The organism is Pseudomonas sp. Sample_11, assembly GCF_004307505.1.
GTDB classification, from domain to species: domain Bacteria; phylum Pseudomonadota; class Gammaproteobacteria; order Pseudomonadales; family Pseudomonadaceae; genus Aquipseudomonas; species Aquipseudomonas atacamensis.
In genome coordinates this window covers 140,427-152,852 of record NZ_RCOD01000027.1, presented here as the reverse complement: position 1 = coordinate 152,852, position 12,426 = coordinate 140,427, and the positions used below count along the sequence as shown (strand labels likewise).

Genomic DNA, 12,426 nt, shown 5'->3' with positions numbered 1-12,426 from the left:
TTCTAGGTGGCTTCCACTACTGGTGGAAGATCAAAAGGCGTCTCATAGCCTCATCAACTCCAACCACCCAGAGGCTCGACCATGAACACTTCTACGCTTCCACTGACCGGCAAAATCGCCATCGTGACCGGAGGCTCACGCAGCATCGGCGCAGCAATCGCCAAGCGGCTCGCGGCAGATGGCGCCACCGTCGCTATCACCTACAACGCATCGCCAGATCGCGCCGAAGCGGTGGTGCAGGAAATCGTTGCGGCGGGCGGCCAGGCTGTGGCGCTGGCGGCCGATGCGGGCAATCCCGAGGCTGTACGTGCAGCGATTGCCGAGGTTGCACAGCGTTTTGGCAAGATCGACATTCTGGTGAACAACGCTGGTATCAGCCTGCTCGGTGCCCCGGAGGACATCGCCTTTGAGGACTTTCAACGCATCCTTGCGGTGAACGTGACCGGCGTCTTCGTCGCCACTCAGCAAGCGCTCAAACACATGGGGCAGGGCGGTCGCATCATTCACATCGGCAGCTCGATGGTGCAATACGCTGCGTTCGCTACAGCCTCCGTCTACACCCTGAGCAAAGGTGCGCTGACCGGTTTCAGTCGTGGACTGGTGCGGGATCTGGGGCCGCGCGGCATCACTGTGAACACCGTTCATCCCGGCCCGACCGACAGCGACATGAACCCGGCCGACGGGCCTATTGCGGACTTCCTACGCCCGAACATCGCCATGGGGCGGTACGGCGAGGGCAAGGATGTCGCCAGTGCGGTGGCGTACCTGGCCAGTGCGGACGCCGGGTTTGTCACCGGCGCAGAATTAATCGTCGACGGCGGCTTCACAGCGTAAGGAGAGCATCATGACTATCAGCATCATTGGTACAGGCTCCATCGGCACCGCCATCGCTCGGTTGCTCGTCAACGCAGGCCTGCCGGTCAGTCTGGCCAACAGCCGTGGGCCGCAGAGCCTTGGCGGTTTGGTCGACGAATTGGGTCCACTCGCACAAGCGGTGACCGCTCAGCAAGCCAGTCAGGCGGACATTGTTTTTCTGGCGGTGAACTGGTCGAAGATCCCCGACGCGGTACGCGATCTCGGGCCTTGGGATGGACGTATCGTGATCGACGCCAACAACCCGATCGAGGCGCCACTGTTCAAACCGTTCGATCTGGGCGGCCAGCCGTCTTCGCAAGTGGTGGCGCAGATGCTGCCCGGTGCGCACGTGGTCAAGGCCTTCAACCATTTGCTCGCGGCTCTGCTGAGCGATCCCTCCGCCGAGGGCGGCAAGCGGGTGCTGTTTTATTCCGGTGAAGATGCCGCGAGCAAAACCAAAGTTGCAGAGCTGATTACTCAACTGGGTTTTTACGGCATCGACCTGGGCGGTGTGCAGCAGGGAATGCTTGCACAGTTCCCGGGCGGACCGCTGCCAGCCTTGAACCTGGTCAAACATGGTTGACCGCTGAGCCCGGGCAACCGGGCTTCACATACCATTCGAGGTATCCAAATGTCTTCGCCACACGCTGAAACGTAGCAGGCGATTTGCTGCTGTAATACAAGCCCGCTCAGGCGTGTCACGCACAAGCGCATATACTCGCTGAGGCGCTTTCGCTGCGAACTCCCAAAGAGACCTGTCAGGGCAGACGATGATCGACAGAACGGACCCCCCAAATGAATCGGCCAGCGACGAGACGCTGGGTGCCACGCAGCCCGTAACTGCGCTGAATTTGCGTTGGCTGATTCTCTCCCTGGTACTGCTGTCTGTTCTGGCGACGTTGGGCAACAGCCTTGTCACGGCCTACCGCGTGCAGCGCGATGCCTTGGTTGATCATGCGCTGCAGTCGAACAGCGCCTATGCAGCTAAGGTCGCTTCGAGTCTCGCTGAATTCATTCATTCAGCACAGAACCATCTGCGGTACAGCGCCAGTGAACTGGGCAAGGCCTGGGGTGACCCCAGCGTCATGCGCGCCGAAGCGCTGCGCCTGCAAAAACAGGATGCCGATTTCAACTCGATTGCCATAATCGATAGCACTGCAAAGGTGCTGGAGGCTTACCCGGATACCCTGCAAATCAACGGTTCAACGCTGCGTTCGGATGCCATTCTCAAAGCCATCGATGCGAAGCGGCCCTTCATCAGCTCCGCGTATACGTCTGCCGCCGGCAATCTCGTCGTATTTATCTCCGAACCCGTTTACGACTCTGCTGAGCGTTACGTGGGCATCATCGGCGGCTCGGTTTATCTGCGCGAAGACAACGCGCTGCACACCCTGATCAGCCGCCATTTTCACCACGAAGGCACCTTTGCTTTTGTAGCGGATCAGGATCGCCAACTGCTTTTTCACCCTGAGGCGGCGCGCATTGGCGACACCCTGGGCTGGAGCAAAACCGTCGACGCGGCGTTGCGTGGCGAGAGCGGCTCGATGAGCGTGCGTAATTACAAAGGCGTGCCCATGCTCGCCGGGTACGCTCAGGTGCCGGGCGCCGGTTGGGCGGTGGTCGCGCAGCAGCCGCGCGAGGTCAGTCTGGCGCCGCTGAACACCTTGATGCGCGATGTGCTGCTGGGAATGCTGCCTGCCGCCCTGATCGGCTTCGTACTGATCTGGTTCGGCACCTTGCTGATCTGTCGCCCGCTCAACCAGCTGTCGCGTATTGCCCGGCAGTTGTCAGCGCCGCAGGCCAGCGAGCAACTTCGCCACGTCAAGGCCTGGTATCACGAGGCATTTTCCATCCGCCAGGCGATGCTTGCCGGCGTGCAGTTGTTGCAAGCGAAGCTGGGCCACCTTAACCAGCAGGTGCTGACTGACCCCATGACCGGACTGGCCAATCGCAGAGCCATGGATCAGGAGTTGCGCCGCCTTGAGCGCAGCGGGCAGACATATTCGGTGTTATCGCTGGACATCGACAATTTCAAAAAGGTTAACGACACCTTCGGCCACGACAAGGGCGATCTGGCGATCAAACAGGTCGCGCATACCCTGCAAGCCTATTCCCGCGTCGGCGACCTGGCGTGCCGAGCCGGGGGAGAGGAGTTCTTGCTGATTTTGCCGCAAACCGATGTCGAGTCAGCCAGTGCCATCGCTGAGCGGATTCGTCAGGCCGTGGCGACTAGTGATATTCCGACCGTGGGGCGCATTACCGCTTCGATCGGCGTGGCAACGTGTGAACACTTGCCGACTACTGCAGAAATCGTCCTCAAGAAAGCCGATGAATGCCTCTACCGCGCCAAACAGGGTGGACGCAATCGAGTGGAATCGTACCTGTCGATGGCCTCGAGCGATTCCGAATGAGGCTACAAATTGATGCATGTCACGGGGCTTTCAACTAATCGGCAGAGTTATTGATTCTGGCTCGATTCCACGCTAAAAGCAGCGGTAGGTGCCGCGCAAACGGCGCGTCCAGCAGTCGCGAAGACGCGTCATGGACCAAATCATTCAGGCGGTGAAATGAAGCGTTCCAAGATCATGCGGCGGGGAATATTGCTGACGGCCCTTGCGGTGATCGTCCCGTTGGGCATGACCCTCGCGGCTGGCTGGATGCTGTCGATCTACGCGGCTCATGACCGCCTGCAAACGCTCGCCGCGATTGCCAACGATCGCGCCAGTCAGACATTTGCGCAGGCCTCCCAGGCGCTGAAAAGCATTGCTGTCACTGACCTCGAACCCTGCTCGCCACAGGGCATCGAGCAGATGCGCATGATTGCCATCAATACATTTTCGGTCGAGACGGTCGGCTACGAAGAAGATGTATTTGCCTGCACGTCATGGGGCGCCACGCCGCCGCGGTCGAAGCAATGGGCGGAGGATTTCGTCACTGACGACGGGGTGAAGGTGTCCATCGATGCGCAGGATGACAACGAGCTGATCAAACCGATGCTGGCGTTGCAGTTTGCTGCGTTCAACGTGCTGGTCGACCCGGAACAATTTCGCGAAGTCGTACTGGATGAAGGCGTGAGGCTGGCCGTCGGCACACGTCAGGGCCGCTTGCTCGGCCCGGCGGACCCGAACATGGCGAGTTTCCTAGCCTTGGTGCATGAGGGGCCTACGCATGGCCTCAAGGATGGCTTTCTCTACACACTGGTGGCTCAGGGCAACTTCACCGTAATCGCCGCAATTCCGCGACAGGAACTGTTGCGCAGCCTCGGGCAACACGTGCTTTATCTGCTGCCGATCGGTCTTGTCATCAGCGTCGGCCTGGTCATTGCGAGCCTGCGCTGGTGGCGTCGCAAGCTGTCCCCGCTGGCGGCACTGGAGCGCGCGGTGCAGCGACAGGAGTTCGTGGTTCATTATCAGCCGATCATCGAAATTGAGACCCGGCGCTGCATCGGCGCCGAAGCCTTGATCCGCTGGCGCAAACCCAACGGCACGCTGGTCTACCCGGACGTGTTCATCCCGCTGGCCGAATCCAGTGGCTTGATCGAAGCGATCACTGACCAAGTGGTTCACCGCGTATTCGCAGACCTTGGCGCCATGCTCGCCAGTGATCGTTCACTGCACGTAGCGTTAAATCTGGCCGCAGCCGACGTCAGCTCCGGGCGACTGATCCCTGCTTTGTTGAATGAAAGCCGTCGCCTCGACGTGCAACCCGCGCAGATATGGCTTGAGGTGACAGAGCGAAGCCTCGTCGATCTAACGTCAGCGAAAGAAACGCTGGAGCGCGCGCGGAGCGCCGGGTTTGTTGTCGCGCTGGATGACTTCGGCACCGGCTATTCGAGTCTGCAATACCTGCAGCAATTACCGCTGGACGTGCTCAAGATCGACCGATCCTTCGTTGAGCAGATCAGCGAAGCAGAGGAGAAGACCTTACTGGTCACTCACGTCATTCAGATGGGCCACGCGCTACGGCTGACACTTGTTGCTGAGGGCGTCGAGACCCCGGCACAGCTAAACTTCCTGGGCGCCAACCAGGTGCGCTATGCACAGGGATGGCTGTTTGCGAAAGCCATGGAGTGCGCACAGTTCCAACAGCTCTATCTGGACGGTCGGCCTTGCATCGACGCGCGCATTCTTCAGGACCCGATTGTTTCCTGAAAGAAACGAGTCAAAAAACCACATTGACATATCGAAAAATCTCGATATCCTCGGCGCATGGAACTGATCGAAATCTTTAAAGCCCTCTCGAACCCGACGCGCCTCAAGATCCTTGAAGGCCTGAAGGATCCCGTCAAGAACTTCCCCCCGCAGGATGAGGGTGACGTTCTCGTCGAGGGTGTCTGCGTCAGCAGCATCCAGGAAGGTATCGGCTTGTCGCAGTCGACGGTGTCGAGTTACCTGGCCACGTTGCAGCGGGTGGGGCTGGTGGAAGTGCGACGCATCGGTCAATGGACCTACTACAAACGCAATGAGGCTGCTATCAGCGCGCTTGCAGAGATCATAGGGAAAGAGCTGTAAATTTTTTTACTCTAGAATATCGAGAATTCTCGATATCCCTCTTTATCGATACGAGGTTTTGCCATGAAAGCGATGATTTTGAAATCCTTCGGCGGTCCTGATTCGTTCGAACTCAGCGACGTTCCAAAACCGGTTCCGCAAGCGGGCCAAGTGCTGGTCCGAGTGCACGCTACTTCCATCAATCCGCTGGATTATCAGGTTCGGCGCGGTGACTATCCCGATCTTGTGCCGCTGCCAGCCATTACCGGTCACGACGTGTCGGGCGTGGTTGAAGCCATCGGGCCGGGCGTCAGCGCTTTCGCGCCGGGCGACGAGGTCTGGTACACCCCGCAGATATTCGACGGGCAGGGCAGTTATGCCGAGTACCACGTCGCAGCCGACAGCATCATCGCCAGGAAGCCTGCCTCGCTGAGCCACCTCGAGGCGGCCAGTCTGAGTCTGGTCGGCGGTACGGTTTGGGAAGCGCTGACCGTGCGCGCCGTGCTCCGCGTTGGCGAAAGCATTCTGATCCACGGCGGCGCCGGCGGGGTCGGCCATGTGGCGATTCAGGTGGCCAAAGCCATGGGCGCCAGAGTGTTCACCACCGTGCGCGAGGCCAACGCCGATTTCGTCCGCAGCCTGGGTGCCGACGTGGTGATCGATTACACCCAAGAGGATTACGTCGAAGCGATCATGCGCGAAACCGCCGGGCATGGCGTTGATGTGGTGTTCGACACCATCGGCGGCGATACCCTGTCTCGCAGTGCCGACGCGCTCGCCCAGCTTGGCCGCGTCGTCTCGATCGTCGACATCGCGCAGCCACAAAACCTCGTTCAGGCCTGGGGCAAGAACGCCAGCTACCACTTCGTTTTCACCCGGCAGAATCGCGGCAAGCTCGATGAATTGAGCGCGTTGGTCGAGCGCGGCCAGTTGCGGCCCCACGTTGGCGCGGTCTATTCGCTCGCCGACATCCCGCTCGCCCACGCAAGACTCGAGAGCGGCAACAACGGTCTGCTGGGAAAAATCGCCATCGCCGTCGAGCCTTCACTCATCGTCTGAATCCGCTCACTGATTCTGGAGAAACATCATGGTTTACGAGATCGCTGTGCTGCCCGTTCACCCGCAACAGACTGAAGCCTTTCGACGGGCATTTGCCGAAGTCGAACCGTTGCTCACTCGCGCCAAAGGTTACGGCGGCCACTTGCTGGCGCAAGGTATTGAAACCCCCGAGCAGTTCAATTTGATCGTGCGCTGGCAATCGCTTGAGGATCACTCGCCGGGGTTTGAAGAAAGCGAAGACCACCAGCGGTTCATGCTGGGGCTGGAGGATTATTTTTCGGCAGAACCGAGGGTCTATCACATTGAGGGTGGTGCTTTTCCGGGGGGCGACTTGAGCGTTGCGGGCAGCAGCTCAAGCACAGGGAGTTGAGTGTTCTGATAGCTTTCGTCACAAGCGGCTGCTGCCGATTCTCCCCCCGCGTTGAACCACTGCAATGATGGTAGGCTGCACGAGGTCAGCCGTACCTTCTGTACTCCTGAGTTTGTTCTTTTACTGTCTGCGCCGGCGCGCCTGTCGGCGCAGATGGATTTCCTCTATGGATTACAGCCATGCGCCTGCCAGATTTCATTCTCGAAAACCTAGAGCCGATCCTGCAGGCCTGGGAAGATTTCGCCCGCACCATCGAGACGCCGGGGGTGGAGCTCGATAACGTCGCACTGCGCGATCACGCCGAGCAGATGTTGCGCGCCATCGTCATCGATCTGCGGACCAAGCAGACCATGAGCGAACAAATCGCCAAAGCCCAGGGCCAGGCGCCGCGCGACGATGAAGAAACAGCTGCGGAAACCCACGCGGTGACGCGGCTGATGGCCGGTTTTACCATCGATCAGATGGTGTCGGAATACCGCGCGCTGCGCACCAGTGTGCTGACCCAATGGCTGCGTCAGGTAAAGGATGGCAAATCAGTGAATGTCGACGACATGACGCGCTTCCACGAAGCCATCGATCAGGCGCTGGCCGAGTCGATTGCCAGCTACTCGCGCGCCGTCGAGGCGTCGCGCAACGTGTTTCTGGGGATTCTCGGCCATGACTTGCGCACGCCGCTGGGGGCGATTCTGCTCGGTGCGGATATGTTGCGTCGTACCGAAGCTACCGACCCGCGCACCAGCAAAGTGGCCAGGCAGATCTACGCCAGCGTGCAGCGCGCCAGCCAGATCGTGGGCGACCTGCTGGATCTGACGCGCTGCCAGATGGGGCCGGGGATTCCGGTGAAAAAATCCCTGATCGATCTCAGCCCTGTGTGCGAGCGGGTGATCGAGGAAATCCGCGCCTTTCATCCGCAGGCCAACGTGCGGTTCGATGCGACGGAAGCGGTGATGGGAGCGTTCGATGGCGCCAGGATGGAACAGGTGTTTTCCAACATCATCAGCAATGCGGTGACCCACGGCGATAATCAATTTCCGGTCACGGTCGAGTTGCAGGCCCGCGAGGATTGCGCGGTGTTCACCGTACATAACGGCGGCGAGCCGATTCCGGAGGATGTGTTGCCGTTCATCTTCAACCCGATGGGGCGGTTCTCGCAGCGCTCCGTGGTTGATCACGGGCCGGTTGCCGGGCTCGGTCTGGGCCTGTTCATCGCCTCGGAAATCGTCGCCTCACATGCCGGCTCCATCGAGGTCAGCTCTGACCTGAAGGGCGGAACCGTGTTTCGCGTAAAGCTTCCGGTGGATGCCGAAAGCTCCGTCACCATCTAGGCCAATCGATGGAGGGCCGGCCCCGGCCCTCCAGCCTGATCACTCCTCCATCACCTCAACCAAACCCCGGTCCTCACCGAGGAACCCGCCGCTCTGGTGCTGCCACAGCCGCGCATAGGTGCCGTTCTTCTCGAGCAATTGCGCGTGGGTGCCTTGTTCGATGATGCGGCCTTCGTCCATGACGATCAGCCGGTCCATGGCCGCAATGGTCGACAAGCGGTGGGCGATGGCGATCACGGTTTTGCCCTGCATCATTTCATCGAGGCTTTCCTGAATAGCGACTTCAACCTCGGAATCCAGCGCGCTGGTGGCTTCGTCGAGAAGCAGGATCGGTGCGTTTTTCAGCATCACCCGGGCGATGGCGATGCGTTGGCGCTGCCCGCCGGAGAGCTTGATACCGCGTTCGCCGACCAGCGTGTCGTAGCCGCTGTGGCCCTGCTTGTCGCTCAACTGGCTGATGAAACCATCGGCCTGGGCGTTCACTGCCGCGCGATGGATGTCTTCGTCGGTGGCGTCCGGGCGTCCGTAGGCAATGTTGTCGCGGATCGAACGGTGCAACAGCGACGTGTCCTGGGTGACCATGCCGATCACGCTACGCAGACTGTCCTGGGTGACCTCGGCGATGTTCTGCCCATCGATGCGGATTTCGCCGCGATCAACGTCATAGAAGCGCAGCAGAAGGTTGATCAGCGTCGACTTGCCAGCACCGGAGCGGCCGACCAGGCCGATTTTTTCGCCGGGGCGAATATGCAGGGTCAAGGCGTCGAGCACCTGGCGTTCGCCGTTGTAGTTGAAGCTGACATTGTCGAAAACCACTTCGCCGCCGGCCGGCTCCAGCACTTTGGCATCCGGCGCGTCCTGGACTTTCGGGCCGCTGGTCAGGGTGGCCATCCCGTCCTGGACGGTGCCGATGTTTTCGAACAGCGAAGTCATCTGCCACATGATCCAGTGCGACATGCCATTGATGCGCAGCGCCATGGCGGTGATCGCCGCGACGGCGCCGGTGCCGACTTCGCCCTGATGCCACAGCCACAATGCATAACCGCCAGCGCCGAGAATCAACGCCACCACCAGCGCCTGATTGACGATTTCGAACTGACTGACCAGCCGCATCTGGCGGAATCCGGTGAGCTTGAAATCTTCCATTGCCGCACGGGCAAAGTGCGCTTCACGCTTGGAGTGCGAGAACAGTTTGACCGTGGTGATGTTGGTGTAGGCATCGGCAATCCGCCCGGTCATCGACGAGCGCGCATCGGCCTGTTCCTGGCCGACTTTGCCCAGACGCGGCACGAAATACACCATCGCCAGCCCGAACAAAACGATCCACGCCAGAAACGGCAGCATCAGCTTCAGCGCAAAGCCACCGGCCAGCGCTATGATCGCAATGAAGTACACGCCGATGCCGGGGAGAATTTCGATCAGGGTGAACAGCACCTCGCGCACCGACAACGCAGTCTGCATGACCTTGGTCGTCACCCGGCCGGAGAACTCGTCGGAGAAGAACGACAGACTTTGCCGCAGCATCAACCGGTGAAAGTCCCAGCGCAGGCGCAGCGGCAGATTGATCGCGAGGATCTGATGCTGGACCATCGTGCGCAGCGCCACCAGACCAATGCTGACTACCAGCACGATGCCGATGCCCCACAACACGCGGCTTTCCTCATCACCGGCGGCGCCGCCGGATTGCCAGGTCGAGAGCAGATCCACCACTTGCCCAAGGAAAGAAAACAGCCACGCCTCGTAGATCGACACGCTGGCGCTGAGCAGGGCGAAGGCCAGGATGTAACCGCGCGCCCCCCGGGTGCAGGCCCACAAGAAGCGCATCAGGCCGACTGGCGGTGGCGGCGCCTCGTCGGGCGGGAAGGGGTCGAGCCTTTCTTCAAACAGGCGAAGCATTGCGGTCTCCGAAGTGATCAGGGTGTGGGGATTCTGCCATCTATCGGCGTTGTTGCGGGTTTCAGCGTCGTGTTGCAGATAAATGCTTGTGCCTTGTCTTGACCGCAGCCAGGCGCAGAAGCTCAACGCAATCGTGCCAAGCGCAACCTTTCGTCGCTGATCCAAACCCGATGTCGCACGCTCATCAACCTCTTTGAACTCTCGCGCAAGCTGCTCCGTCATCTTCTATGTGGGGGCTCGAGGCAATGTTGCCGTGTAGCTCCGTTTTTCCGTTTTCAAGTCAGAACGCGAGGGGCCACATGAATACTCAAGACAGCAGGGCAGGCTTTGAATCAGGTGATCCGAACAGCAAGCCTGGACAGGGTTTTGAACATTTGAAGGACGACGTCAACGAAGCAATTGGCGGCGCGCGGCAACAGGCCGACGCGCAATTCGGACAGTACCGGGACACCGCGGCCGAACAGATAGAAGCACTGGCCCAAGGCGCAAAGAGCTTCGTCTCGGAGTTGCAGGACAAGGACACGCTGGGCATGTCCGACTACCTGACGGACATGGCGGATTCCATGACCGGGCTGGCGGGCAACCTGCGCGGCAAGAGTGCCGAGCAGCTGCTGCACGATGCGGCGGATCTGGCGCGCAGCAATCCGGGGCTATTCATCGCCGGCAGCATCGCCATCGGTTTCGGCCTGTCGCGGTTTCTCAAAGCCGGCACGGCCGCGGCAGCGACGGTCAGCGCCGAACATGATCCGGCGGCGGGCACGACATCGACGCCACCGCCAGCCGATTACGGTGCGCAGCGACCCTATGAATCGTCAGTGCCGTCATCGGCCCACGCCAATCCGGGACTGGCCACCGGCATCACCCCGACCTCGCCCAGTGACAGCGATCACCCCGCTGATTTTGCCGCGGCTTCCGTACCGCACGCACCCGACGCCAAAGGAGAACTGTGATGAACAGAGATGAATCTGATCTGAGCGGGGCAAGGCCCCTCGGCCAAACGGATGACGCTTCGGTGGTCGGTCTGTTGCGGCAACTGTCGCGCGAGGTGCCAGCGTTGTTCACCAAGGAACTGGCATTGGCCAAAGCCGAACTGCAGAACAGCCTCAGCACGCTGAAGGCGGGCATCGGTGCGGTTGCTGGTGGTGCGATCGTGTTCCTCGCCGGCTTTATTATTCTGCTGATGTCGGCGGTGTACGGCCTGAGTATGTTCATGGCGCCATGGCTGGCCGCGCTGATCGTCGGCGTGGTGGTGATGATCATTGGCTTCGCCATGCTGCAATCCGGGAAGAAGCAATTCGAGCCATCTCACTTCAAACCTGATCGCACCCTCGACGCCTTGAACAAGGATCAGGAAGCGCTGCGGAGGAAAGTCTCATGAAAAGCGAACTGGATATCGAAGCGGAAAAAAGCCCGGAGCAGATCGAGCGCGAAATCGATGCGCAACGCGCGAGCATCGGCAACATCGTCGATCAACTCGAGAGCAAATTCACCCCCGGACAGATGATCGATCAGGCCTGGGGAATGATGCAGAGCAACGGCTCGACGTTCTTCACCAACCTCGGCACCAGCGTGCGCAATAACCCGGTACCTGCGGTGCTGACTTCCGTGGGGCTGCTCTGGCTGATGATCAGCCAGAATCGCCCGCCAGTGCCGCAACCGACCTATCGCAGCGGGCCGGATCAGGACAAGGCCGGCGAGTGGGCCGACGGTTTGGCCGACGGCATCGACAGCGCCCGCGCGCATTTGCACTCGACTACTGACACGCTGAAGGACGGCTACCAGTCGCTGAAAGGCAAGGCCAGCCACCTCGGGGAAAACGTCGGTGCGGCGAAGGAAAACCTCAGCCATGCGATGCATGACGCCAGTGATCGACTGTCGCGTAATTCGCAGGTGCTCGGCCAGCAATTCAGCCACCTGCTCAAGGAGCAACCGCTGATGGTGGCTGCCGCCGGGGTTGCGCTCGGTGCATTGCTCGGCGCGGCGTTGCCAACTACGTCCACTGAACAGCGCTACATGGGCCGTACCAGCGCTGGCATGGTCGACAAGGCCAAGCAGAAAGCTCAGGAAGGTTACGAGGCCGTGCGTGACACGGTGACTCGGACCACTGAACAAACCGAAGTGGAGACCAAGCCGGAAACGGCGCGGCCTTCGTCTTCCGATTTGTCACAGGGGTTGGGTACTTCTTGATGGTGAAAAATAAGGGAGGCCTGCGATGGGCCTCCCTTGTCGATGTGCGGCGGTCATTCGGTGTGCCGCTGTGGTGAGCCAGCGTGTAAAAACGTTGTGTCATTCAACGCGAATGTATCCGATCTGGCGCCTTCGCGAGCAGGCTCGCTCCCACAGGGATTTGGGTTGCGAAAAAGATTGCTGATCTGCCCCCGGATCTTTGTAGGAGTGAGCCTGCTCGCGAAAGCGGTGTGACAGGCGATGA

Annotated in this window: 12 protein-coding genes; 11 read left to right on the top strand and 1 reads right to left on the bottom strand. The window is 60.3% G+C overall.

Annotated features, from left to right (window positions below; genetic code table 11):
- Nucleotides 1–81 precede the first annotated feature (81 nt).
- From D8U60_RS06290 to D8U60_RS06255, 8 genes are all read left to right on the top strand, one after another.
- Nucleotides 82–834 carry a 3-oxoacyl-ACP reductase family protein gene (locus D8U60_RS06290; protein ID WP_071171903.1) on the top strand — a complete coding sequence of 251 codons (753 nt, stop codon included), beginning with the start codon at nt 82–84 and terminating at the stop codon, nt 832–834.
- A gap of 7 nt (nt 835–841) precedes the next feature.
- A complete protein-coding gene (locus D8U60_RS06285; protein WP_206663309.1) occupies nt 842–1,438 on the top strand; it encodes an NADPH-dependent F420 reductase in 597 nt (198 codons plus the stop codon).
- 187 nt (nt 1,439–1,625) lie between these two features.
- On the top strand, nt 1,626–3,266 hold the full coding sequence (locus tag D8U60_RS06280; RefSeq protein WP_130899739.1) for a sensor domain-containing diguanylate cyclase: 1,641 nt from the start codon (nt 1,626–1,628) through the stop codon (nt 3,264–3,266).
- Between the two features lie 156 nt (nt 3,267–3,422).
- The gene (locus D8U60_RS06275; protein WP_122610140.1) at nt 3,423–5,006 is read left to right on the top strand and encodes an EAL domain-containing protein; all 1,584 of its coding nucleotides are present in this window, start codon (nt 3,423–3,425) and stop codon (nt 5,004–5,006) included.
- A gap of 57 nt (nt 5,007–5,063) precedes the next feature.
- A complete protein-coding gene (locus D8U60_RS06270) occupies nt 5,064–5,366 on the top strand; it encodes a metalloregulator ArsR/SmtB family transcription factor (RefSeq protein WP_024012559.1) in 303 nt (100 codons plus the stop codon).
- Nucleotides 5,367–5,429: 63 nt separating this feature from the next.
- Nucleotides 5,430–6,404 (top strand): zinc-dependent alcohol dehydrogenase family protein, encoded by a 975-nt coding sequence (locus D8U60_RS06265; RefSeq protein ID WP_130899738.1) that lies wholly within the window; start codon nt 5,430–5,432, stop codon nt 6,402–6,404.
- 28 nt (nt 6,405–6,432) lie between these two features.
- A complete protein-coding gene (locus D8U60_RS06260; RefSeq protein WP_122610139.1) occupies nt 6,433–6,774 on the top strand; it encodes an antibiotic biosynthesis monooxygenase in 342 nt (113 codons plus the stop codon).
- A gap of 179 nt (nt 6,775–6,953) precedes the next feature.
- Nucleotides 6,954–8,099, top strand: coding sequence for a sensor histidine kinase (locus tag D8U60_RS06255; RefSeq protein ID WP_130899737.1), 1,146 nt, complete (start codon nt 6,954–6,956; stop codon nt 8,097–8,099).
- Nucleotides 8,100–8,138: 39 nt separating this feature from the next.
- On the opposite strand, the gene D8U60_RS06250 is transcribed toward D8U60_RS06255, so the two are convergent.
- Nucleotides 8,139–9,995, bottom strand: a complete 1,857-nt coding sequence (locus tag D8U60_RS06250) for an ABC transporter ATP-binding protein (RefSeq protein ID WP_130899736.1) — start codon at nt 9,993–9,995, stop codon at nt 8,139–8,141.
- 299 nt (nt 9,996–10,294) lie between these two features.
- On the opposite strand from D8U60_RS06250, the gene D8U60_RS06245 reads away from it, so the two are divergent.
- From D8U60_RS06245 to D8U60_RS06235, 3 genes are read left to right on the top strand one after another with little or no spacing between them, the layout of a single operon-like run.
- Nucleotides 10,295–10,945 carry a hypothetical protein gene (locus tag D8U60_RS06245; RefSeq protein ID WP_125915985.1) on the top strand — a complete coding sequence of 217 codons (651 nt, stop codon included), beginning with the start codon at nt 10,295–10,297 and terminating at the stop codon, nt 10,943–10,945.
- Complete coding sequence (locus D8U60_RS06240) at nt 10,945–11,373, top strand: phage holin family protein (RefSeq protein ID WP_024012566.1); 429 nt, start codon at nt 10,945–10,947, stop codon at nt 11,371–11,373. Before D8U60_RS06245 ends, D8U60_RS06240 begins: the two co-directional genes overlap by 1 nt.
- Nucleotides 11,370–12,182: a DUF3618 domain-containing protein gene (locus tag D8U60_RS06235; RefSeq protein WP_024012567.1), complete on the top strand. Its 813-nt coding sequence runs from the start codon at nt 11,370–11,372 to the stop codon at nt 12,180–12,182. Before D8U60_RS06240 ends, D8U60_RS06235 begins: the two co-directional genes overlap by 4 nt.
- Nucleotides 12,183–12,426: the final 244 nt, after the last annotated feature.